Genomic DNA, 23,717 nt, shown 5'->3' with positions numbered 1-23,717 from the left:
CTATTTCGAAAAAAATCGAAATAGTGATACAAAAAAAGACCGTTTTCACGATCTTTCTTCTTGAGAATTTTCCCTCATTCTCGGCTGTGTATTCTCTGGTCAGTCACATGAGCTACTACTGCTTACCTTCCTGGGACATATTCGCCAGTGTTAGCATCGTAGTAACGGCGTTGGCCGTTGACTGTGACGTAGGCACCTTTAACTTGGCGACCTGATTGGTCAAAGTAAAGGTGTTGGCCATTGATGACTTGTTCGCCTGTTACGGCATAACCATCTGCTCCGAAGTAAGCCCAGACGTTAGGCTCGATTTGGGCAAAGCGATTAGTTACAGGTTGACCGTCGTTTTCGTCATAGTACTTGTAACGGCTGCCGACCTTAACGGCCTTGCCCTTGTATTGGATACCATTTTCGTCAAAGTAGTATTCCTTGCCATTGATCGTCCACTTGCCTTTAAGGGCTTGGCCATCAGTATTGAAGTAAGACCATTGGTTTGGTGCAATCTCAGCAAAGCTGCTTGTGACAAGAGCTCCACTGTGCGCATCATAGTAATAAGTCTTACCATCTTCGACAACAGTTTTCCCCTTAACTTGGATACCATTTTTATCAAAGTACTTAAGGTATCCATGATCAGCACGAACTTGGCCGATAGCCAGTGAACCGTCTTGTTTGAAGTACATCCACTGGTCATCACCAACTTGGAGGTAGCGTCCGCTAGCAAGAATACCTGATTCTGGCTCATAGTAATACTTAATGCCGTTTTCCTCGATAATTTCACCCTTAGCTTGGCTACCATCTTCCTTGAAGTAATAGAGGTGACCATCAATGTATTGACGTCCTGTGACACGGTTACCTTCTTTATCAAAGTAGTTCCATGCCTTAGTTGCTGGGTTGTAGACAAAGATGCTGCGTCCGATTTCACCTGCTGGTGTGATGTAGCGAGCCTTACCATTTTCAAAGATAATAGAATCTGCACGATTGCTGTAGGCCGTACCAACACTACCATCTTGGTTAAAGTAATAAGTCTTACCGTCAATGACACGTGAGCCAGTCACAGTGTTACCATCAGCGTCAAAGTAATAACGTTTACCTGTGCTGCTATCTGTCGCAAAGACGTTACGTCCCATGTCACCCGTTTCAGCAACATAGTAATGCAATTTGCCATCATCTGTACGAACAACGCGATCCTTAGCTTGGATACCAGTTTCACGGTCAAAGTAGAAATGGTGGCCACTCCAATGAAGGTTACCTACTACCATTGTTCCTTGAGTCGTAAAGGCACGAACCTGCTTATGTTTGTCATCAAAATCAACGAAGGCATTCTTAACCATGGCACCGTCTAGACCATAATAGTAGGTATAGCCGTTGCTAGCACGACGAAGGGCGTTACGCAATTGGATACCATTGTCAAAGAAATAGTAATCCTTGTTATTGATGTTTTGGGCACCCTTAGTCATCTTACCGTCACCACCGAAGTAATACCAGTTACCGTTTCCGTCTTGAACAAATTCATTCTTAACGGTTTGGTTATCACGAAGGAAGTAAACATCTTGTCCACGACGTTGGAAGACTTGAGTGCTTGTGATGGCACCTGTATCGCGAAGTGGTGTTGGCAAGAGTTGGCTGTTAGCTGAAGTATTAAAGTACTGGTTAGTCTTGTCATCACGAAGGACATAGTTGATACCTCGTCCAAGGATATTAGTTCCGTTGAAGTACTTAGCAGACCATTTAGTAATCTTTTCATTCGTAGGCAACTGTTTTCCATTTGAGATTTGCACACGGTTGAAAATAGATGGGTACTTAGCTTTAAGCTCATCAAGGAAGGCACCACCGTATTTACCTTGATAGTCTGTACCATCTGTACGAGTATTAGCCACATAGGCTTGGTCAATGATTTGGTAACCTACTTGGTGGTTACCATAACCATTAACACGTGTCGCATTTACCACTTCTTTTCCTGGGAGGTTATAGATTTGGTCTGGCACCCAGTCAGCAATGGCTTGAATACCGTCTTTATGGAGGGCACGAAGGACGTTAAGAAGGTCCTCAAGTGAGCCGTATTTATTATTTTGACTCAAGGCCATATCGTAACGGTCATCAAAGGCATAACCATTATCAATTGTTGAGTCAAGGAAGGTGCCATCCTTACTTGAAACGTACTGTGGTGGAAGTCCGACTGACGTGATCCCCCAAGCTTTGAGCAAGTCAGTGTTCTTAGCCAAGACACGGTTCATGTAAAGTTCAGGTTGATCGTCCGCAAAGGCTTGGAAGTTTGAGAAGGCTTCATACATGACTTGCGAATCAAGGGCTGCTGAAGACTTGTAAACTTGACCGTCGCTATTGGCACGATTACTTGGCTGTGTACGTGCATCTTGATTAGCCTTAGCTCCGTATGGTACCCAGACACCGAGGTAACCTGAGACTTGGACATTTTCTACACCGAAAACATCGTTGGCATTGAAGGTCAAGTTCCCATTCCAGTCAGTACGTTTAAGAAGGTGTTTAGGCACATCAGAATCGTTGAGGTAGGTTGCTATACCATCCTTAGTCGTCAAAAGCAATGGGCGATAAAGCTGATTACGGTGTGCTCTACCCATGTTCATCGTTACAGTTTCATTGCTACCCAAGCGGAAATCATAGTTGTTGGTCATAATGACACCCATACCTTGCGTACGAGTTTCTGAAGTTCCCAAATCTGTTCTGTTATTGGCACCTTTACCATAACGAACAGATGTCAAGAGTCCATCATTTCCGACTTTCTTCACTTCCATATCTTGACCACCAGCTACATACTTGATACGAGCACGCAAGAGGGTGTCAATGGCATCAAAGTAAGGTGTCTTTTTAGCCATGTAGTGACCATCTTCACGGTAGAGGTCTCCGTAATAAACACGTGTTACAGAGTCCTTATTGGTCAACATGAGGGCATAGACAGATGGCAAGTTGTATGATGCATAAGTCTTGTGAGCCTTATCAATATCCTCATTGTAAATCTCGAAGGCTTTCTTGATTTCATCACGGGTGAAATTGTAACCAAACAAATTTGGATTGATACGATCACGGATGATACGTTGAATAATGGTTTGAGCTTCTGTATCATGGGCACGGGTGAAAATATAGTTAGCCATACGCTCACCGTTTTTATCATTGGCACCACGTGGATTCAAACTACTATTGATGAAAGCAGTCATGTCCCCAAGTTGCATACGTGTATTTTTATCACGCATCAAGAGGTTGGTAAGGGCATTACGAAGGGCATTATCAATCGGAAGTTGTGCTCCCTTAGTGTCTTTGTTGTAGTATGGGTCATTGGCAGACCAAGCTTCCAAGTATGACAAGTGCTTAATGGCATTGGCTTCAGACTTGTCAACACCATAGGCTGCTTTGAAGTAATCTGAAGCGATTTGGAGCAGGTCGGCGTCCACATTGTCCAAGGCATCGACACGCAAACCGTCAAAGTTGGCAGTTGGATCATTGGCCATGATGCTTCCAATATTCATCATAAAGTGGAGCCAGTTAAGTTGCTCTGCCTGAACAGCTGGGTTTGAGTTATCAATATCGTTGGCAAGCAAGAACTCAAGACCACCGATAGAATTGTCCTTGAAGTACTTACGTGTACCCGTCTGGTTAGTCGGTGTGCGGTTAAGCAAACGATAGTCAGAGTTGGCGTGACTGGTACGGTTGCCAGTATCACCCTTACTGTTGTTAAAGAGCAACTGTCCACCTTGCAAGTGGTCGTATGAACTATTTTCAGTGCTACTATTCCAACCTGGCTGAGTCTTGATGAACTGGTCGATACTTGTACGCAACCAGTTTGTGTTGCCTTCACGAGCGATACGTTCTTCAATCTTAGTCTGAACCATTTTGGCAGCTTGGTCTAGACTTTCCTGACTAGAGTTTGTTGAAAATGAGCCTGCACCAAGACCTTGATTTTGCATGTAGTTAAGGTAGTTAACCTGAGTTGACTTGTCAGGCCACCAAACCATCAAGAGTGGACGTTTGTCAGCCTCGGTTGAAGCCGTCCAAGTCTTACCATCCTTGAGAATGCTCTTTGGACGGTACCAAGCATCCGCTGTGATGAAGGTGTCAAGTTGGTCCAAAGACTTGTCATCGTTTTTGTAGAGCTGGTTTCCAGATGAAAAATCTACAGTTGCCTTGATAGGTTCTGTTGAAAATTCATCCTGTGACTTAGTTGCAAGAGCCCCTGTTTCAGCATCAAAGTAATAAGACTTACCGTCTTGCTCAAAAACGAAGTTTTTACGCACACTACCGTCACTATTGACATAGTATTGTTTGCCGTTGATCCATTGGATTCCAGTCGTTGTGTTGGTGTTGGCTTCACGAGTTTCTGCCAAGGCACGACGACTACGTGTACGAGCTTCTGTATTTGCCGTATCCGTTGTTGCTGCACGGTCTGTAGTGGCTGTTGTAGTATTGTTGGTTGTATCTGTAGTTGTAGCACTCGTATCAGCTGCAGCTGGTTGCACATTTGTGCTTGGTGCTGCTTGATCTGAGTTGGTATCAACTGTCGCTGCGTTTGTGGTAGGTGTGGCTGCTCTATCTGTCACACTTGTTGTCGTGCTAGTAGCATCTGCGACAGGGATGTTGACGCTAGCAGTATTAGCATCTGCTGTGATAGTTGGTGCTACCGTAGTTGCTGCATCATTAGTTGTGGCAGGCGTTTCTTGAAGTAGTTCCTGACTGCTATCACCCGACTGATTCGCAGGATTTTGCTCATCGGCCTGAACCTGTTGATCCGCCAACAAGGTTCCACCAGCAACAGTAACCATTGAAAGTGCTGTTACCCCAATTGTCACCCAATTCTTCTTCACTTTATGCATTTTAAAGCGTACTTTTTGTTCCATATTATATACCTTTTTCCCTTATATTACTTCTATCATAAGCTATTTGACAAGGGAATACAATTACACAACTATAATGTCAGCTTAATGTATAGCCCCTGGTTTTCTAAGAAATCAGGCTCAAATGAATGGTAGACGAAACGAGGAATTGGTAACTAACGGTATCATTAGGTTATAGCCCCTCCAAGCACTCCTTGCACCCCAACAATCTTAATTTATTTTTAAATAAAAAATAGCATAAAAATCTAGTTATCCGCATAAAAACTGGACTTATCACACTTTATCAAGGTCAAAACCACTCAATTTACTACTAATTTACTACTTATGAATGAGCTTTGATACGACGATTTATCCTTGAAAAGTGAAGATATAAAGATACTTCCAATAAAATTTGAATATTTAATAGGTAGACACTTCAAAAAATGAGGTGTCTATTTTTTTACCCGATTTTGAAAGGAAGTGAACTTATGAAAACAAAAAATCAAGAATCAAAAGGTCGTTCCCCACTCTTTAAGACCATCAAACATTCATTCAGCCAATAAAAAAGAAAGGATAGGTAAAAATATGGAACTTAAATTTGTGATTCCCAACATGGAAAAAACATTCGGCAATTTAGAATTTGCTGGCGAGGATAAAGTCGTTCAGCGAAGAATCAACGGACGGCTAACTGTCTTATCAAGAAGCTATAATCTCTATTCTGATGTTCAAAGAGCAGATGATATTGTGGTGGTGCTTCCTGCTGAAGCTGGCGAAAAACATTTCGGCTTTGAGGAACGTGTGAAGTTAGTCAATCCACGTATTACCGCAGAGGGCTACAAAATCGGCACTCGTGGTTTTACAAATTACCTTTTACATGCTGACGACATGATAAAAGAATAAAGAAAGAGAGGAAAAATGATGAGATTAGCAAATGGCATTGTATTAGATAAAGACACGACTTTTGGAGAATTGAAATTCTCTGCTCTACGTCGTGAAGTGAGAATCCAAAATGAAGACGGGTCGGTTTCAGATGAAATCAAGGAACGTACCTATGACTTAAAATCCAAAGGACAAGGACGCATGATTCAAGTAAGTATTCCTGCCAGCGTGCCTTTGAAAGAGTTTGATTATAACGCACGGGTGGAACTTATCAATCCCATTGCGGACACCGTTGCTACTGCCACCTATCAAGGAGCAGATGTTGACTGGTATATCAAGGCAGACGATATTGTGCTGACAAAGGATTCTAGTTCATTCAAAGCTCAACCACAAGCAAAGAAAGAACCGACACAAGACAAATAGTCGCTAGGTAGAAAGGAGACTTTTTCGCATGAAACAGCGTGGTAAAAGGATTCGCCCATCTGGTAAAGATTTAGTCTTTCATTTTACGATAGCGTCACTCCTGCCTGTTTTCCTGCTGGTTGTCGGACTGTTTCATGTGAAGACAATCCAGCAGATCAACTGGCAGGATTTTAACCTATCACAAGCAGATAAGATTGACATTCCCTATTTAATTATCAGTTTCAGTGTCGCAATTCTTATCTGCTTGCTGGTAGCGTTTGTATTCAAACGGGTTCGCTATGATACGGTTAAACAACTTTACCACCGTCAAAAACTGGCAAAGATGATACTTGAAAACAAGTGGTATGAATCTGAACAGGTCAAAACAGAGGGTTTCTTTAAAGATAGTGCTGGTCGTACAAAGGAAAAGATAACCTACTTCCCTAAAATGTATTATCGACTTAAAAATGGCTTGATACAGATACGGGTGGAAATCACGCTGGGAAAATATCAAGACCAACTCTTACACTTGGAAAAGAAATTAGAGAGTGGCTTGTACTGTGAGCTGACGGATAAAGAGTTAAAGGATTCCTATGTGGAATATACTTTGCTCTATGACACCATAGCCAGTCGTATTTCTATTGATGAAGTAGAAGCTAAAGATGGTAAACTTCGCTTAATGAAAAACGTATGGTGGGAATATGATAAGCTCCCTCATATGTTGATTGCTGGTGGTACAGGTGGCGGTAAAACTTACTTTATACTGACACTGATTGAAGCCTTGCTTCATACAGATTCAAAACTGTATATTCTTGACCCGAAAAATGCTGATCTTGCGGACTTAGGTTCTGTGATGGCAAATGTCTACTATAGAAAAGAAGACTTGCTTTCTTGCATTGAAACATTCTATGAAGAAATGATGAAACGTAGTGAGGAAATGAAGCAGATGAAGAACTATAAGACTGGCAAAAATTATGCTTACTTAGGTCTCCCGGCACACTTCTTAATCTTTGATGAATACGTCGCTTTCATGGAAATGCTGGGAACAAAAGAAAACACCGCAGTTATGAATAAGCTGAAACAGATTGTCATGTTAGGTCGTCAAGCTGGCTTCTTTCTAATACTGGCTTGTCAACGTCCAGACGCAAAATATTTAGGCGACGGAATCCGTGATCAGTTTAATTTCAGAGTGGCTTTAGGTCGTATGTCTGAAATGGGCTATGGCATGATGTTTGGCAGTGACGTACAAAAGGATTTCTTCTTAAAGCGAATCAAAGGTCGTGGCTATGTTGATGTAGGAACAAGTGTCATATCAGAGTTTTATACTCCCCTTGTACCAAAAGGATATGATTTCTTGGAGGAAATTAAAAAGTTATCCAACAGCAGACAGTCCACGCAGGCGACGTGCGAAGCGGAAGTCGCAGGTGTGGACTGATCTTGCTGGCTGGTGTGGCAATAGCCACGCCAGCACTTAACCCCCCGTTTCTAATTCCGAGAATACATTTGAAATAAAAAAGAATGCTGACAAATCAACATTCTTTTTATGTTCACTTTGATAAACATTATAAAATTTGTCTGTTTAGCTACCAAAAAGCTACCAATAAATTTGTAATTAGTTTTAATAAGTTTAATTGTGATATATCTTATTACCAAGTTTCTGATAAATTAAATAAGGAATTGGCATTGAAAGAATAACTTCTATAACTATTAGTAACGTTATAGCGACTATAGAAGCCACTCTCCCCTTTCAAATATCTTTAAGCATAACCTTTTACCAATTAAAATTTCTAAGATTATCTTGAACTGTTTGGATGGAATCATCGCTAATTTGATTTCTTTTTTGTGTTTCACTATCTAATGATTTTAGATATGCAATATAAATATCAACTAAACGATTATATTCATATGTACTAAGTCTTTTCATTTGTCCATGGATAAAGTCAGTAGCTAGGTCAAATTTTTCATCAATAATAAGTTGGTTGAGATAATCATTTCCATTTATTGTTCGCCCCTCTTCATCCTCTACAACACCTAAATCAATTAAAATGGTCTCTAGTTTAAAAACCTTTCCAATCATATTAGCTGTACCTCTTATTTGACTCAATAACCAATCATTATTAAATACCATATGTTATTCCTCCTAAATCTTATTTCTCTTTAAATTATACTATTGATAACCTTTATATTAGCAATTGCCATAATGGTGCTTCCCTATAAAATTCTATTTTATTTATTATAACATATATACCCATGCTACATAAAGCTATAACAGAAACATATTACAATCTTGTAATTACTGTAAGTTCCTCGCACTATATTAATCTTTCTTGTTAGCAAGAAAATTTTCTAAAAAAGTAATAATTTCTTGTTTGTCTTCTTCAGTTAGTTCATACTTTTTCAATAAACTAACAATTTCTTCTAGCCCGTCATCGCGTCCTTTTAAAATCTCAAAAGACGTACCAAAGATTTCAGCTAATTTTTCTACTGTTTCATCTTTCGGATTTCTCCCTCCGTTTTCCCACCTAGCATATTGTGCTTGAGCTACACCCAATTTTTTAGCAACTTCTAATTGAGTAAGTCCTGCTTCTAGTCGGGCTTTTTTTATATTGTCTTTTAACAATTTATAATCCCTTTCGTTTTTCTATTGACTTATAACCAAAATGGTTGTACTATGCTTATATAACCAAAATGGTTATATAAAACAAAGCATCCAAAATAAGTGATACTAGTTAGCTTTATGAGTATGCAAAAACACCCCAGAAAGCTCTGCAAAGCGTTCTGAGGCTTTCGTTTAAAACCAACGCAATTATACCAAAATGGTAATAAAAAGTCCATAAGAAGCTAAATATGGTTGGATTGAGGATATTATGACATCTACACAATAAAAGACAACAACATTAGCAATACTCATTCTTTCTATTCGCCTAGTTTAGAAATGTCTATTTTAGTAAATGATGAGGTATTTAATGACATTAGAGATGAGGAAATTGAGCTTCGAGTACTTGAACTGCTCTCGGCTTTTCTAGACAAGTACTTTAGCTAATTTTTTAACCAATTAAATTGAAGGTTGGGAGGCAAGTGCAAGGGCGCAAGCCGAAGGCAAAGCGCCCGAAGCACGAAGTACTTTCAACCTTCAATTTAAAAGCTGGCGTTTCTAACAGCCAGCAAACCGATACACTTAAGACAACGTCCTAAGTAACGAGTCATTGGCAAAAATCAATAGTAGCAACGAATTACGCATATTTTAAGCATAGAAAGGAGGCGTTACAGTTGAAAAATACCATTCAATCTCTACGAGAATATCAAAGTCAAGTAGATTTATCAAAACTAGAAAAATCTATTTATATCAGCATTGACCGATTAACAGTAATCTTTGATAGTGAGAACCAATCACTTAGACGAATATTTCGTGAATTACGAAAATCACTCGATAATATAATTCAAGAATTTAGTATTCAAGAAAATCCAAAAGAAGACTATTTTACTCTTTATAAAACGATAAACGAAGATAGTATAAATCTAGTTTTCTTTCAACTATCGGATTATGGTGGTTATCAAGTCATACGCCTAGACTTCAACCCAAACTCACTAAAAGAATTTGAGGGGTTACAAGTGTGGAGGCAGATTATGAATTATGCTCGATTAAATCGATTAGAAATTAGACTGTCACGATTAGATCTTGCTTTTGATATCTTTAATAGGCCAGAAATAGTTTTTTTACAACATATCAAAGGAGGGGTTAGTCATAAAATATTCTACGGTAGAGGGGGAAATATAGAAAGTAAATACTGGGGTGCAAGTGGTAGCAACGTTCAAGTACGTTTGTATGATAAGAATATAGAGGTATTAAGTCATAAAAGAGCTGATAAATTAAATATAGAGAGTAAGCCTTTTTGGTGGCGATTAGAGTTCCAACTTCGGACAAAGGCTATAAATGAAGAAACCATTTCAGAGATTTCTAAACGATTGGAGAATTTTAGCTTTTTTAGTCTTTCAAGTGTTCCAGATGATAGCAAAGCATTTGCTTATATCTTTCTCCATGAACCTGCACTCTTACCCGAATTATTCCCCTATCTGAAACCTAACACTATAAGAGTTAAAAAGACTAGACTTAGAAAACATTTAAAAGCATTTGATAGTAGCTCATTTTCTTTAGAGCTACAAGATGCACTTAAAGAACAAACCCAACGATTAAATAATGAACTAAAGCAATTAATAGGAGAATTCCTAGAACTTACTAGTAAAGGAGAAATTGACTTATGAACGATAAACTAACTATGACAGTACAAGAAATTATGGACTTAGGTTTTTCAAAATGGACTGCTTATAATATTTTACGACAAGCAAAACATATTATGGTTGAGCGTGGTTTCGATTTCTATAACAATAAAGGACTTGGAACTGTTCCAGTATCAGTTGTAGCAGAAATACTTGGATTGGAGGAACTTCATGTCAAAAACTAGATACACTGGTGTTACTAAAGATGATAAAACTGGGAAATATACTTATTATTTTAAAGCTGGGGTTGACCTAGCCACTGGTAAACCTTATCAAGAACGTAGACGTGGTTTTCAAACCGCAAAAGAAGCCTTTGAAGCACGTACAAGAGCCTTAAATAAGATACAACAAAAAGGAGGAATTAAGCATACTCAATGGACTTTTAAGCAGTTTATGGAAGAAGTTTTTATGCCAAATTATTACGCTACAACAAGTCCGGATCTCGAACACAGACGTCAAGTTATATTCGATGAATTTATTCAATACTTTGGTAAGAAAAAACCTAGAGAAATTACTACTTATGATGTGATTAATTATAGAAACGGTTTATTAGAGAGATATTCAAATTCATATGCAAGAAACAAGATGACTTTGCTTAATCAAGTTTTGAAAACTGCAAAAAAATATGGGTTGATTTTTCATGAAATCCCCACAAGTAATATCAGTCCAATTCCAATCATAAAAAAACATATAGATTTTTGGACAAAAGACGAGTTCCAAAAAGTAATACAATCACTTGATAAAAATAGTTATTTTGAGCACTTTGTTTATACACTTTTTTGGCTTTATTATTTTACAGGAATGCGTGTAAATGAGGCGACTGCTCTTTATTGGGAAGATGTAGATTTTGAAAAGAAAACTCTAGCAATCAATCATAACTTACAGTACATCAACCGTAATAATTGGGTTCGGCGTAACAAACTAAAAACTGAAAGCTCCAGACGAACCATTGGCCTTGATGATAATACTCTAAACGTACTTAAAGAATGGAAAGAACGACAAGCAAAAGTTGACAAGATACCGTTCATTCTATCACTTGATGGAAACCCATATCGTAAACGTAGTATTAGAGACCAGATTCTAAAATATTCTAAACGTGCAGGAGTAAAATACATTCAACCAAAAGGTTTAAGACACTCCCATGCGTCATTACTTATTAATGAATATAATGTAAATGCTCTATATATTCAAAGACGATTAGGTCATTCTGATGTCAAAACTACACTTAGCATTTATAGTCATTTATACCCCAACGCTGATTCCGAATTAACAGATAAACTCAATCTCATATCAAGTGATTTTATCGACTAAATCTCTTTGGCTACCAAAAAAGAAAACACACCTCAAAAGCCTCATTTTAAAGGGCTTTTTTCATATTTTCCCACTATGACTAAATTCCGAGAATCAATCTGAAATGAAAAAGAATGCTGATAATTCAACATTCTTTTTAAGTATTATTTGCAAAAAACAAGATATTTTGTCTGTAAACCTAATACTAAAAATATAATAGCAGCTAAATAAAAAAATTGTTTTCCCATCTCTACCATCTAACTACAAATTAAATAATTTATAACTAGTATTCTTTTTTCTCCATAATCATAACGGACAATTTTACTGCAACCCCTATGATTAATATGCTTACAACTAAAATTCCTAAGCAAATCATTGATATAGAATTCTTACTAAAAATCTCCATTAGTTCTGCAAGAAAATTTGACTTTTCTTTTAACAGTGTTGATAAAGCAAATATTAAGAAATAAGTGATTACCATAATGAGTCTACCCTTTTCAGCACCATATTTAAGAATAAATGGTAATTGAATGGCAGGCATAAGTATACTAGCAGCTAATGTAATTAAAGCAATAAACACTATATTATCCAATGACATTTGATTTTTTATCATCAACAGTACAAAAATGCAGATTGAACCGACCAAACCAAAGGCAAATGCAAAGAAAAGCTTGCTCAACACATAACTGCTCTTTTTTATTGGCATAGAAAATGCAAACTGTTCGAAATTTGATTTTGTATCATAACCAAAGGCGATTGCAGTAAGTATAAGCGGAATCATTGCACATATTAACGGAACCATAAACAATTCATTTTCATAAATTCCATATACAGCCAGTGCAATACTGATAGTAACCGTTAATAATAATGTCTTTTTTAAAGTAGCTATATCTTTCAAAATTAATGCTGTCATTATTGTCTCACTCCTTTCACAAAGTAAATCATAATATCCTCAATTGACGGTTTTTGTAACTTGATACCATCAGGTACAAGACTCTTTTTAACAAGTAACTCTTGCCCAAAAGAATGTATTCTTCTTCCTACAATGGCTTCTTCATCAATGTTATTTACTTCTTCATTGGATAAAGTACATATACCGTAGTTTTCTTTTAAATCATCTTTTGTTTCCATAAATAAGATTTTTCCATTGTGAATAAAAGCAATGTAATCTGCCACTTTTTCTAAGTCAGATAAAATATGGGAAGAAATAAGAATTGTATGATTTTCATCTTGCATAAAATCTAATAACAAATCCAAGATTTCCTCTCTTACAATTGGATCAAGCCCACTTGTTGCTTCATCTAAAATCAAAAGTTCAGCATTGTGAGATAAAGCAACAGCCATTGAAAGTTTCATTTTCATACCACGAGAATAATTTTTAATCGTCTTTTTATGTGGTAAATTGAATTTTTCAACTAATCCATAAAACTGCTTTTTATCCCATTTTGAATAAACTCTATAACAAAACTTTTCAACATCGATTAATGTCATTTCTTCCGGCACTAACAAATCATCAAATACCACTCCAAGTTTATCTTTCAGTTCAACACTATTAGGATTTTCCTCATCTAAAAGTCTTATATCGCCAGAGTCTTTTCTTAAAAGCCCAAGTAACAATTTTATAGTTGTACTTTTACCAGAACCATTCTGTCCGATATATCCAACTATTGTTCCTTTCGGAATAGTAAGATTTACCGGTCCTAGTTTAAAACTGTCAAATGTTTTTACTAAATCTTTAATTTCAATAGCATATTTACTCATATTCACCCTCCACATAACTCTTTAACATTTCTATCAATTCATCACTGGATACATCTGCAATTTCTGAAAGTTCAACTACTTCTTGAAGCTTCGATTCAATTTTCTTTAAGTATTCTTCTCGAATTAGTTCTTTATTTTGTGCTGCAACAAAATTACCTTTTCCTTGTACCGAATTTATAAACCCGTCTAACTCTAATTCATCAAAAGCTCTTTTTGCAGTTAACATACTTACTCTTAATTCTTTCGCTAAGAATCTTATCGAAGGTAGTTGTTCTCCCACGTTCAAATCTCCAGAAATGATTTGTGCTTTAATTTGATTTTTTATTTGCAGATATATTGGATCATCACTGGAATTATTTATCTGTATATTCATCCTCAACCCCTACTGTTATTTGTGCTCTTACTGTTATTATTATAGCATAACAGTTAAAACATTTCAACATCTAAAAAAAGCAGACAAAATTTTCTTTGCCCGCTTCTTCTCATTACTATCTAAATTGTCATTTATACCCAAACTCTGATTCCGAATTAACAGATAAACTCAATCTCATATCAAGTGATTTTATCGACTAAATCTCTTTGGCTACCAAATTAGCTACCAAAAAAAGAAAACACACCTCAAAAGCCTCATTTTAAAGGGCTTTTTTTCATATTTTCCCACTATATCTAACAGGGGGGTACAAATCGACAGGAAACAGTCAAAAAAACATTAGAAAATCCTTTGGTTACAAGGGATTTACAAAATTTCAGCGTATGTCAAATGGGCTTTAAAAGTTGACATACGCCTTTTTGATTGGAGGGATTTTTACTGAATGAACAAACTTGGTTACAGCATTTAAAAGAAAAACGCTTGGCTTATGGACTATCTCAAAACCGTTTAGCTGTTGCGACTGGTATTACAAGGCAGTATCTAAGCGATATTGAAACAGGAAAAGTCAAGCCATCAGAGGATTTACAGCAGTCCCTTTGGGAAGCTCTGGAACGCTTCAATCCCGACGCTCCCCTTGAAATGCTGTTTGATTATGTAAGAATTCGCTTTCCGACAACAGACGTACAGCAGGTGGTCGAAAACATCTTACAACTGAAACTGTCCTATTTTCTTCATGAGGACTATGGTTTCTATTCTTATTCAGAGCATTATGCTTTAGGCGACATATTCGTCCTTTGCTCCCATGAACTGGACAAAGGAGTTCTGGTGGAATTGAAAGGTCGTGGGTGCAGACAATTTGAAAGCTATCTTCTGGCACAACAAAGAAGCTGGTATGAGTTCTTTATGGACGTTTTGGTGGCTGGCGGTGTGATGAAACGCCTTGACCTTGCCATTAACGATAAGACAGGGATTTTAAATATCCCTGTACTCACTGAAAAGTGCCAACAGGAAGAATGTATCTCCGTCTTCCGCAGTTTTAAAAGCTATCGCAGTGGCGAACTGGTACGCAAAGAGGAAAAGGAATGTATGGGAAACACCCTCTATATCGGTTCATTACAAAGTGAAGTTTATTTCTGTATCTATGAAAAGGACTACGAGCAGTACAAGAAAAATGATATTCCCATTGAAGACGCAGAAGTAAAAAACCGTTTTGAGATTCGATTGAAAAATGAGCGTGCCTATTATGCAGTCCGTGATTTACTCGTCTATGACAATCCAGAGCATACCGCCTTTAAAATTATCAATCGGTATATCCGTTTTGTAGATAAAGACGATTCCAAACCTCGTTCTGATTGGAAACTGAATGAAGAATGGGCTTGGTTTATTGGGAACAATCGTGAACGATTAAAACTAACCACAAAACCAGAGCCTTACTCCTTCCAAAGTACGCTGAACTGGCTATCTCATCAAGTTGCCCCGACCTTAAAGGTTGCGATTAAACTTGATGAAATCAACCAGACGCAGGTTGTAAAAGACATTCTCGACCATGCGAAACTGACAGACCGACACAAGCAGATTTTGAAGCAACAGTCAGTAAAAGAACAGGACGTGATAACAACAAAAAAATAACTCAAATACAAATTCATTGAATATAGAGAGGAGAACATTTTTATGAATTTTGGACAAAACCTTTATAACTGGTTTCTATCAAACGCTCAATCACTGGTGCTTTTAGCAATCGTTGTGATTGGCTTGTATCTTGGCTTCAAGCGTGAGTTTAGCAAACTGATTGGCTTTTTAATTATTGCGATTATTGCGGTTGGCTTAGTCTTCAACGCTGCTGGAGTAAAAGACATTTTACTAGAGCTATTCAATCGCATTATTGGTGCTTAAATAAAACCGTTCTTTTGTGGAATATAAGTGGTTTTCTTATGTTCCGCAAAGGAATGGTACACCAAACGAAGTGCGGTAGGGATTTTTGAATCTCTACAAAGAAAGGACGTGAATATATGGACGATATGCAAGTCTATATTGCGAATTTAGGCAAATACAATGAGGGCGAATTGGTCGGTGCGTGGTTTACCTTTCCCATTGACTTTGAGGAAGTCAAAGAGAAAATCGGCTTGAATGATGAATATGAGGAATACGCCATTCATGACTACGAGTTACCCTTTACGGTTGACGAATACACTTCCATTGGCGAACTCAATCGACTATGGGAAATGGTATCGGAATTACCCGAAGAATTACAATCGGAGCTATCTGCTCTGCTCACTCATTTTTCAAGCATTGAAGAACTAAGCGAACATCAAGAGGATATTATCATTCATTCCGATTGTGATGATATGTATGACGTGGCACGCTACTACATTGAAGAAACGGGTGCTTTAGGCGAAGTACCAGCTAGTCTTCAAAACTATATTGATTATCAAGCCTATGGTCGGGATTTAGACCTTTCAGGAACGTTTATCTCAACCAATCATGGGATTTTTGAAATCGTCTATTAAATCTGTCGGTACATTACTACTGGCAGATTTTCTATTTTACGGGGTGGCTCAATCAGCTACCCCTATTTTTTATGAAAGGATTGATTACATGAAGAAAATACGAAGCTATACCAGTATCTGGTCTGTGGAAAAGGTACTGTATTCTATCAATGATTTTAGACTTCCGTTTCCCATAACCTTTACGCAAATGACATGGTTTGTCGTGTCACTCTTTGCAGTGATGATACTTGGCAACTTGCCCCCTCTTTCCATGATAGAGGGAGCATTTCTCAAATACTTTGGGATTCCTGTGGCTTTCACATGGTTTATGTCTACAAAAACTTTTGATGGTAAAAAGCCTTATGGATTTTTGAAGTCTGTCATTGCTTATGCACTGCGACCAAAGCTGACCTATGCAGGAAAAAAAGTAACGCTTGGCAGAAACCAGCCACAAGAAGCCATTACAGCAGTTAGGAGTGAATTTTATGGCATATCCAATTAAATACATTGAAAACAATCTCGTCTGGAATAAAGACGGGGAATGTTATGCTTACTATGAGCTTGTTCCTTACAATTACTCATTTCTAAGTCCAGAACAGAAAATACAAGTGCATGATTCTTTCAGACAGCTTATCGCACAAAATCGTGATGGCAAAATTCATGCTTTACAAATCAGTACAGAATCCAGCATACGTTCTGCACAAGAGCGTTCCAAAAATGAAGTCACTGGCAAGCTCAAAGCGGTTGCCTATGACAAAATCGACCAACAGACAGACGCTTTAATATCCATGATTGGCGAAAATCAAGTGAACTACCGTTTCTTTATCGGCTTTAAGTTGCTTCTCAACGATCAGGAGTTTTCTATGAAAAGTCTTACCGTTGAAGCAAAAAATGCTTTGTCTGATTTTGTCTATGATGTGAACCATAAGCTGATGGGCGATTTTGTTAGTATGAGTAATGATGAAATCCTGCGTTTTCAGAAGATGGAAAAGCTCTTAGAAAATAAAATCTCTCGTCGTTTCAAAATCCGCAGGTTAGATAAGGACGACTTCGGCTATCTGATTGAACACCTTTACGGACAGACAGGCACTGCCTATGAAGAGTATGAGTACCATCTATCAAAGAAAAAGCTGGATAATGAAACGCTGATTAAATACTATGACTTGATTAAGCCTACTCGCTGTTTGGTGGAAGAAAAACAGCGATATTTGAAAATCCAGCAGGAAGATGAAACCGTCTATGTAGCTTACTTTACCATTAACAGCATTGTCGGAGAACTGGACTTCCCGTCCTCTGAAATCTTCTACTACCAGCAACAGCAATTTACATTCCCGATTGATACGTCAATGAATGTGGAAATTGTAGCGAATCGTAAAGCCCTATCTACTGTCCGCAATAAAAAGAAAGAACTGAAAGACTTGGATAACCACGCTTGGCAAAGTGATAATGAAACCAGCTCCAATGTGGCGGAAGCTCTGGAAAGTGTGAATGAGCTGGAAACCAATTTAGACCAAAGCAAGGAATCTATGTACAAGCTGTCTTATGTGGTAAGGGTATCAGCAAATGATCTTGACGAACTCAAACGTCGTTGTAATGAAGTGAAAGATTTTTATGACGATTTAAGCGTAAAACTGGTACGACCATTTGGGGATATGCTCGGCTTACATGAAGAATTTTTACCTGCCAGCAAGCGTTATATGAATGATTATATTCAATACGTGACCTCTGATTTCCTCGCTGGTTTAGGTTTTGGTGCTACTCAAATGCTGGGGGAAAATGAGGGGATTTATGTTGGCTACAGCTTAGATACTGGACGCAATGTCTATCTGAAACCTGCTCTTGCCAGTCAAGGGGTTAAGGGTTCAGTAACCAATGCGTTAGCGTCGGCTTTTGTTGGTTCGCTGGGTGGTGGTAAATCCTTTGCGAATAACCTTATCGTCTATTATGCGGTGCTTTATGGGGCACAAGCAGTGATTGTAGACCCAAAAGCAGAACGTGGCAGATGGAAAGAAACCTTGCCAGAGATTTCCCATGAAATCAATATCGTCACTCTGACTTCTGATGAGAAAAACAAAGGCTTACTTGACCCTTATGTGATTATGAAAAATCCCAAAGATTCTGAATCACTGGCTATTGATATTCTGACATTCCTTACGGGGATTTCCTCTCGTGATGGGGAACGCTTCCCAATCCTTAGAAAAGCCATTCGTGCAGTAACCAATAGTGAAGTACGAGGGTTGATGAAAGTGATTGAGGAATTACGGGTTGAGAATACGCCACTAAGTACCAGTATAGCCGACCATATCGAAAGTTTTACAGACTATGACTTTGCACATTTATTATTCAGTAATGGTTATGTGGAGCAGTCTATCAGCTTAGAAAAACAACTGAACATTATACAGGTTGCGGACTTGGTACTTCCCGACAAGGAAACTTCCTTTGAGGAATATACCACTATGGAGCTTTTATCCGTTGCTATGCTGATTGTCATTAGTACCTTTGCTTTAGACTTTATCCATACAGACCGAAGCATTTTCAAGATTGTAGATTTAGACGAAGCATGGAGCTTTTTACAGGTAGCACAAGGAAAAACACTATCTATGAAGCTGGTTCGGGCTGGTCGTGCTATGAACGCTGGGGTATATTTCGTGACCCAAAATACAGACGACCTCTTAGATGAAAAACTGAAAAATAACCTCGGCTTAAAATTTGCATTTCGTTCCACTGACCTTAACGAGATTAAAAAGACCTTAGCCTTTTTTGGTGTAGACCTAGAGGACGAAAACAATCAGAAGCGATTGCGTGATTTGGAAAACGGGCAATGCCTTATCAGTGATTTATATGGTCGTGTCGGTGTGATACAGTTCCACCCTGTATTTGAAGAACTGCTCCATGCCTTTGATACCAGACCACCTGTGCGAAAAGAGGTGTAAATGTGAAACCATCAATAGTAAACAGAATAAAATCAAACTGGACGCTGAAACGTCTAGGTAAAGTGGCAATGACAGTGGCTTTCACACTTGTGATTGCCATTTTTCTTTTAGCCATGCTGGGAACGGTGGTTCAAGCTGCGGGCTTGGTAGATGATACGGTCAATGTGGCAAATGAATACAGCCGATACCCACTTGAAAACTATCAACTGGATTTTTATGTGGATAATAGCTGGGGCTGGCTTCCGTGGAACTGGTCGGACGGGATTGGAAAACAGGTCATGTATGGACTATATGCCATTACCAATTTTATTTGGACAATCAGTTTGTATGTTTCCAATGCGACAGGTTACTTAGTACAGGAAGCCTATTCCTTAGACTTCATTTCCGCTACAGCAGATTCCATTGGTAAGAATATGCAGACCTTAGCTGGTGTGAGTGCAAACGGATTTTCAACAGAGGGTTTCTATGTTGGATTCCTCTTACTCTTGATTTTGGTTCTTGGGGTTTATGTTGCCTATACGGGACTGATAAAGAGAGAAACCACAAAGGCAATTCATGCCATTATGAATTTTGTGCTGGTGTTTATCCTATCGGCTTCCTTTATTGCCTACGCTCCCGACTACATTAAAAAAATCAATGACTTTTCATCAGACATCAGTAATGCCAGTTTATCACTTGGCACGAAGATTGTCATGCCCCATTCCGATAGTCAAGGCAAGGACAGCGTGGACTTAATCAGAGATAGCCTGTTTTCCATACAGGTTCAGCAACCGTGGCTACTGCTTCAATACAACAGTTCAGACATTGAAAGTATCGGTATTGACCGTGTGGAAAGCCTGCTCTCCACCAGCCCAGATTCCAACAATGGCGAAGACAGAGAAAAAATTGTTGCGGAAGAAATTGAAGACAGAAGCAATACCAATCTAACCATTACAAAGACCATTAACCGTTTAGGTACAGTCTTCTTCCTATTTGTCTTCAATATTGGGATTTCCATATTTGTATTCCTATTAACAGGAATCATGATTTTCTCGCAGGTACTTTTTATCATCTATGCTATGTTTCTGCCTGTGAGCTTTATTTTAAGCATGATTCCATCATTTGATGGTATGTCAAAACGAGCCATAACAAAGCTCTTTAATACCATTTTGACACGAGCTGGAATCACATTGATTATTACGACAGCATTTAGTATTTCAACCATGCTCTATACCTTATCGGCTGGTTATCCGTTCTTTTTGATTGCTTTTCTACAGATTGTGACCTTTGCAGGAATCTACTTCAAGCTGGGCGATTTAATGAGTATGTTTTCTCTACAGAGTAACGATTCTCAAAGTGTGGGAAGTCGTGTGATGAGAAAACCTCGTATGCTTATGCACGCTCACATGCACCGTCTACAGCGGAAACTTGGACGTTCCATGACTACTCTAGGGGCTGGGTCTGCCATTGTTACAGGTAAAAAAGGACAGTCGGGTTCGGGGAGTTCTGCAAGGACACAAGCAGATCACTCCCGACCAGACGGAAAGGAAAAATCAACACTTGGAAAACGTATCGGTCAAACCATCGGTACAGTAGCTGATACCAAAGACAGAATGGTAGACACTGCTAGTGGTTTGAAAGAACAGGTTAAAGATTTGCCGACCAATGCAAGATATGCAGTATATCAAGGAAAATCCAAAGTAAAAGAGAATGTCCGTGATTTAACCAGTAGTATTTCTCAAACCAAAGCGGACAGAGCCAGTGGACGCAAGGAACAGCAGGAACAAAGGCGAAAAACCATTGCGAAGCGTCGCTCTGAAATGGAACAGGTCAAACAGAAAAAACAGCCTGCTTCTTCTGTTCATGAAAGACCGACTACAAGACAAGAACAATATCATGATGAACAGACCTCAAAACAGTCTAATATTCAGACTTCATATAAGGAATCTCAACAAGCCAAACAAGAGCGTCCAGCAGTTAAGTCCGATTTTTCAAGTCCAAAAGTGGAACGCCAAGGCAATACCGTTCAAGAAAAAACCGTTCAAAAGCCAGCAACTTCAACCACTACAGCAGATAGAACTTCACAACGTCCAATCACAAAAGAACGTCCGTCTACTGTTCAAAGAGTACCACTACAAAATACAAGAAGTAGACCACCAATCAAAACCGCCACCATTAAGAAAGTCGGTAAGAAACCATGAAGTTGAAAACTTTAGTGATTGGTGGTTCTGGATTATTCTTGATGGTCTTCTCACTGCTTCTGTTTGTTGCCATTTTATTTTCAGATGAACAGGACAGCGGAATTTCCAATATTCATTATGGAGGTGTGAATGTTTCCGCAGAAGTGCTGGCTCATAAGCCTATGGTAGAAAAATATGCCAAAGAATATGGCGTTGAAGAATATGTCAACATACTTCTTGCGATTATACAGGTGGAATCGGGCGGTACTGCGGAAGATGTTATGCAGTCCTCGGAATCCCTCGGTCTTCCACCTAATTCATTGAGTACAGAAGAATCCATTAAGCAAGGTGTGAAGTATTTCAGTGAATTATTAGCCAGTAGCGAAAGGCTCAGTGTAGATTTAGAATCGGTTATCCAGTCCTACAATTATGGTGGTGGTTTCTTAGGGTATGTGGCTAATCGTGGAAATAAATATACCTTTGAACTGGCTCAAAGTTTCTCAAAAGAGTATTCAGGTGGCGAAAAAGTGTCTTACCCCAATCCCATAGCCATACCTATCAATGGGGGCTGGCGATACAACTATGGCAATATGTTTTATGTGCAACTGGTAACGCAGTATCTTGTCACAACAGAGTTTGATGATGATACGGTACAAGCCATCATGGACGAAGCACTGAAATATGAGGGCTGGCGATACGTTTACGGTGGAGCTTCCCCGACTACTTCTTTTGATTGTAGCGGACTGACACAATGGACGTATGGAAAAGCTGGAATTAACTTACCACGAACCGCACAACAGCAATATGATGTGACCCAGCATATCCCACTATCGGAAGCACAAGCTGGCGATTTGGTTTTCTTTCATTCTACCTATAACGCTGGCTCTTATATTACTCATGTTGGGATATACCTTGGCAATAACCGTATGTTTCATGCAGGCGACCCAATCGGTTATGCCGACTTAACAAGCCCCTACTGGCAACAGCATTTAGTGGGAGCAGGACGAATCAAACAATGAGAAAGGAAGATTTAATGATGAAATTTAGAAAAAATCAGAATAAAGAAAAACAGATACCAAAGGAAAAGAAACCTCGTGTCTACTATAAGGTCAATCCTCATAAAAAGGTTGTGATTGCCTTGTGGGTACTTTTAGGGCTTAGTTTCAGCTTTGCGATATTCAAGCACTTTACAGCTATAGATACTCATACTATTCACGAAACAACTATCATAGAAAAGGAATACGTTGATACTCATCATGTAGAAAATTTTGTAGAGAACTTTGCGAAAGTCTACTATTCATGGGAGCAATCCGATAAGTCCATTGATAATCGAATGGAAAGTCTAAAAGGCTATCTGACAGATGAACTTCAAGCTCTCAATGTTGATACAGTACGCAAAGATATTCCTGTATCGTCTTCTGTAAGAGGATTTCAGATATGGACGGTAGAGCCAACTGGCGACAATGAGTTTAATGTAACCTACAGTGTAGACCAGCTCATTACAGAGGGAGAAAATACAAAGACCGTCCACTCTGCTTATATAGTGAGTGTCTATGTAGATGGTTCTGGAAATATGGTACTGGTTAAGAATCCGACCATTACCAACATACCTAAGAAATCAAGTTATAAACCAAAAGCCATTGAAAGTGAGGGGACGGTTGATTCCATTACAACCAATGAAATCAATGAGTTTTTAACGACGTTCTTCAAGCTCTATCCTACAGCGACAGCCAGTGAACTTTCCTACTATGTGAATGACGGGATATTAAAACCAATCGGAAAAGAGTACATCTTTCAAGAACTGGTAAATCCTATTCACAATCGTAAGGATAATCAAGTCACGGTATCGCTGACAGTGGAGTATATCGACCAGCAGACCAAAGCAACGCAGGTATCTCAATTTGATTTGGTACTTGAAAAGAACGGGAGTAATTGGAAGATTATAGAATAACAAATATTGGTACATTATTACAGCTATTTTGTAATCACGTACTCTCTTTGATAAAAAATTGGAGATTCCTTTACAAATATGCTCTTACGTGCTATTATTTAAGTATCTATTTAAAAGGAGTTAATAAATATGCGGCAAGGTATTCTTAAATAAACTGTCAATTTGATAGTGGGAACAAATAATTGGATGTCCTTTTTTAGGAGGGCTTAGTTTTTTGTACCCAGTTTAAGAATACCTTTATCATGTGATTCTAAAGTATCCGGAGAATATCTGTATGCTTTGTATGCCTATGGTTATGCATAAAAATCCCAGTGATAAGAGTATTTATCACTGGGATTTTTATGCCCTTTTGGGCTTTTGAATGGAGGAA

Annotated in this window: 20 protein-coding genes and 1 pseudogene; 15 read left to right on the top strand and 6 right to left on the bottom strand. The window is 38.4% G+C overall.

The features are described from left to right. Positions 1-122: 122 nt before the first annotated feature. A complete protein-coding gene (locus ACT170_RS04010; protein WP_444818070.1) occupies positions 123-4,862 on the bottom strand; it encodes a glycoside hydrolase family 70 protein in 4,740 nt (1,579 codons plus the stop codon). 561 nt (positions 4,863-5,423) lie between these two features. On the opposite strand from ACT170_RS04010, the gene ACT170_RS04005 reads away from it, so the two are divergent. Genes ACT170_RS04005 through ACT170_RS03995 form a run of 3 tightly spaced genes read left to right on the top strand, consistent with a single transcriptional unit; the run spans position 5,424 to position 7,554 of the window. Continuing rightward, entirely contained in the window at positions 5,424-5,738 is a 315-nt protein-coding gene (locus ACT170_RS04005) for a YdcP family protein (RefSeq protein WP_000420682.1), read from the top strand. Between the two features lie 15 nt (positions 5,739-5,753). Then, positions 5,754-6,140, top strand: a complete 387-nt coding sequence (locus ACT170_RS04000; protein ID WP_000985015.1) for a YdcP family protein — start codon at positions 5,754-5,756, stop codon at positions 6,138-6,140. A gap of 28 nt (positions 6,141-6,168) precedes the next feature. Next, positions 6,169-7,554, top strand: coding sequence for an FtsK/SpoIIIE domain-containing protein (locus ACT170_RS03995; RefSeq protein ID WP_000813488.1), 1,386 nt, complete (start codon positions 6,169-6,171; stop codon positions 7,552-7,554). Between the two features lie 336 nt (positions 7,555-7,890). Here ACT170_RS03995 and ACT170_RS03990 read toward each other — a convergent pair whose 3' ends face one another. Then, positions 7,891-8,247 (bottom strand): hypothetical protein, encoded by a 357-nt coding sequence (locus ACT170_RS03990; protein ID WP_444818069.1) that lies wholly within the window; start codon positions 8,245-8,247, stop codon positions 7,891-7,893. A 189-nt stretch (positions 8,248-8,436) separates the two neighbouring features. Next, positions 8,437-8,739 (bottom strand): helix-turn-helix transcriptional regulator, encoded by a 303-nt coding sequence (locus ACT170_RS03985; RefSeq protein WP_444818068.1) that lies wholly within the window; start codon positions 8,737-8,739, stop codon positions 8,437-8,439. Positions 8,740-9,389: 650 nt separating this feature from the next. On the opposite strand from ACT170_RS03985, the gene ACT170_RS03980 reads away from it, so the two are divergent. From ACT170_RS03980 to ACT170_RS03970, 3 genes are read left to right on the top strand one after another with little or no spacing between them, the layout of a single operon-like run. Beyond that, positions 9,390-10,382: a replication initiation protein gene (locus tag ACT170_RS03980; RefSeq protein ID WP_444818067.1), complete on the top strand. Its 993-nt coding sequence runs from the start codon at positions 9,390-9,392 to the stop codon at positions 10,380-10,382. Continuing rightward, the gene (locus ACT170_RS03975; protein WP_000998327.1) at positions 10,379-10,582 is read left to right on the top strand and encodes a DUF3173 family protein; all 204 of its coding nucleotides are present in this window, start codon (positions 10,379-10,381) and stop codon (positions 10,580-10,582) included. The genes ACT170_RS03980 and ACT170_RS03975 overlap by 4 nt, the downstream gene beginning before the upstream one ends. Beyond that, complete coding sequence (locus ACT170_RS03970) at positions 10,569-11,708, top strand: tyrosine-type recombinase/integrase (protein ID WP_444818066.1); 1,140 nt, start codon at positions 10,569-10,571, stop codon at positions 11,706-11,708. The genes ACT170_RS03975 and ACT170_RS03970 overlap by 14 nt, the downstream gene beginning before the upstream one ends. Before the next feature lie 262 nt (positions 11,709-11,970). On the opposite strand, the gene ACT170_RS03965 is transcribed toward ACT170_RS03970, so the two are convergent. From ACT170_RS03965 to ACT170_RS03955, 3 genes are read right to left on the bottom strand one after another with little or no spacing between them, the layout of a single operon-like run. Beyond that, complete coding sequence (locus tag ACT170_RS03965; RefSeq protein ID WP_070655019.1) at positions 11,971-12,600, bottom strand: ABC-2 transporter permease; 630 nt, start codon at positions 12,598-12,600, stop codon at positions 11,971-11,973. Continuing rightward, on the bottom strand, positions 12,600-13,448 hold the full coding sequence (locus ACT170_RS03960; RefSeq protein WP_070655022.1) for an ABC transporter ATP-binding protein: 849 nt from the start codon (positions 13,446-13,448) through the stop codon (positions 12,600-12,602). Before ACT170_RS03960 ends, ACT170_RS03965 begins: the two co-directional genes overlap by 1 nt. Further along, a complete protein-coding gene (locus ACT170_RS03955; RefSeq protein ID WP_070655024.1) occupies positions 13,441-13,821 on the bottom strand; it encodes a GntR family transcriptional regulator in 381 nt (126 codons plus the stop codon). Before ACT170_RS03955 ends, ACT170_RS03960 begins: the two co-directional genes overlap by 8 nt. A 420-nt stretch (positions 13,822-14,241) precedes the next feature. Here ACT170_RS03955 and mobT point away from each other — a divergent pair, with 420 nt between their 5' ends. From mobT to ACT170_RS03910, 9 genes and pseudogenes are all read left to right on the top strand, one after another. Next, complete coding sequence (gene mobT / locus ACT170_RS03950; RefSeq protein ID WP_375343167.1) at positions 14,242-15,447, top strand: MobT family relaxase; 1,206 nt, start codon at positions 14,242-14,244, stop codon at positions 15,445-15,447. A gap of 42 nt (positions 15,448-15,489) precedes the next feature. Then, entirely contained in the window at positions 15,490-15,711 is a 222-nt protein-coding gene (locus ACT170_RS03945; protein WP_001009056.1) for a hypothetical protein, read from the top strand. A 116-nt stretch (positions 15,712-15,827) separates the two neighbouring features. Beyond that, positions 15,828-16,325, top strand: coding sequence for an antirestriction protein ArdA (locus tag ACT170_RS03940; protein WP_000342539.1), 498 nt, complete (start codon positions 15,828-15,830; stop codon positions 16,323-16,325). A gap of 88 nt (positions 16,326-16,413) precedes the next feature. Further along, positions 16,414-16,806: a conjugal transfer protein gene (locus ACT170_RS03935; RefSeq protein ID WP_000723888.1), complete on the top strand. Its 393-nt coding sequence runs from the start codon at positions 16,414-16,416 to the stop codon at positions 16,804-16,806. Beyond that, on the top strand, positions 16,790-19,237 hold the full coding sequence (locus ACT170_RS03930) for an ATP-binding protein (RefSeq protein WP_444818065.1): 2,448 nt from the start codon (positions 16,790-16,792) through the stop codon (positions 19,235-19,237). The genes ACT170_RS03935 and ACT170_RS03930 overlap by 17 nt, the downstream gene beginning before the upstream one ends. 2 nt (positions 19,238-19,239) lie before the next feature. Continuing rightward, positions 19,240-21,417, top strand: a complete 2,178-nt coding sequence (locus ACT170_RS03925) for a CD3337/EF1877 family mobilome membrane protein (RefSeq protein WP_000804748.1) — start codon at positions 19,240-19,242, stop codon at positions 21,415-21,417. Beyond that, positions 21,414-22,415, top strand: coding sequence for a bifunctional lytic transglycosylase/C40 family peptidase (locus tag ACT170_RS03920; protein WP_000769868.1), 1,002 nt, complete (start codon positions 21,414-21,416; stop codon positions 22,413-22,415). The genes ACT170_RS03925 and ACT170_RS03920 overlap by 4 nt, the downstream gene beginning before the upstream one ends. Further along, on the top strand, positions 22,412-23,347 hold the full coding sequence (locus ACT170_RS03915; RefSeq protein ID WP_001224320.1) for a conjugal transfer protein: 936 nt from the start codon (positions 22,412-22,414) through the stop codon (positions 23,345-23,347). The genes ACT170_RS03920 and ACT170_RS03915 overlap by 4 nt, the downstream gene beginning before the upstream one ends. A 313-nt stretch (positions 23,348-23,660) precedes the next feature. Then, positions 23,661-23,708 (top strand): annotated as a pseudogene (locus ACT170_RS03910) (hypothetical protein); the annotation flags it as partial. Positions 23,709-23,717 lie beyond the last annotated feature (9 nt).

It is taken from the genome of Streptococcus sp. cx1, assembly GCF_052384325.1.
Classification (GTDB): domain Bacteria; phylum Bacillota; class Bacilli; order Lactobacillales; family Streptococcaceae; genus Streptococcus; species Streptococcus salivarius_G.
This window is presented reverse-complemented; position numbering and strand designations above follow the sequence as displayed.

Excerpts from the sequence above, each read along its gene's own strand:
- ACT170_RS04010 (WP_444818070.1), bottom strand. The coding sequence starts at position 4,862 with ATGGAACAAAAAGTACGCTTTAAAATGCATAAAGTGAAGAAGAATTGG.
- ACT170_RS04005 (WP_000420682.1), top strand. The coding sequence starts at position 5,424 with ATGGAACTTAAATTTGTGATTCCCAACATGGAAAAAACATTCGGCAAT.
- ACT170_RS04000 (WP_000985015.1), top strand. The coding sequence starts at position 5,754 with ATGATGAGATTAGCAAATGGCATTGTATTAGATAAAGACACGACTTTT.
- ACT170_RS03995 (WP_000813488.1), top strand. The coding sequence starts at position 6,169 with ATGAAACAGCGTGGTAAAAGGATTCGCCCATCTGGTAAAGATTTAGTC.
- ACT170_RS03990 (WP_444818069.1), bottom strand. The coding sequence starts at position 8,247 with ATGGTATTTAATAATGATTGGTTATTGAGTCAAATAAGAGGTACAGCT.
- ACT170_RS03975 (WP_000998327.1), top strand. The coding sequence starts at position 10,379 with ATGAACGATAAACTAACTATGACAGTACAAGAAATTATGGACTTAGGT.
- ACT170_RS03970 (WP_444818066.1), top strand. The coding sequence starts at position 10,569 with ATGTCAAAAACTAGATACACTGGTGTTACTAAAGATGATAAAACTGGG.
- ACT170_RS03965 (WP_070655019.1), bottom strand. The coding sequence starts at position 12,600 with ATGACAGCATTAATTTTGAAAGATATAGCTACTTTAAAAAAGACATTA.
- ACT170_RS03960 (WP_070655022.1), bottom strand. The coding sequence starts at position 13,448 with ATGAGTAAATATGCTATTGAAATTAAAGATTTAGTAAAAACATTTGAC.
- ACT170_RS03955 (WP_070655024.1), bottom strand. The coding sequence starts at position 13,821 with ATGAATATACAGATAAATAATTCCAGTGATGATCCAATATATCTGCAA.
- ACT170_RS03945 (WP_001009056.1), top strand. The coding sequence starts at position 15,490 with ATGAATTTTGGACAAAACCTTTATAACTGGTTTCTATCAAACGCTCAA.
- ACT170_RS03940 (WP_000342539.1), top strand. The coding sequence starts at position 15,828 with ATGGACGATATGCAAGTCTATATTGCGAATTTAGGCAAATACAATGAG.
- ACT170_RS03935 (WP_000723888.1), top strand. The coding sequence starts at position 16,414 with ATGAAGAAAATACGAAGCTATACCAGTATCTGGTCTGTGGAAAAGGTA.
- ACT170_RS03930 (WP_444818065.1), top strand. The coding sequence starts at position 16,790 with ATGGCATATCCAATTAAATACATTGAAAACAATCTCGTCTGGAATAAA.
- ACT170_RS03920 (WP_000769868.1), top strand. The coding sequence starts at position 21,414 with ATGAAGTTGAAAACTTTAGTGATTGGTGGTTCTGGATTATTCTTGATG.
- ACT170_RS03915 (WP_001224320.1), top strand. The coding sequence starts at position 22,412 with ATGAGAAAGGAAGATTTAATGATGAAATTTAGAAAAAATCAGAATAAA.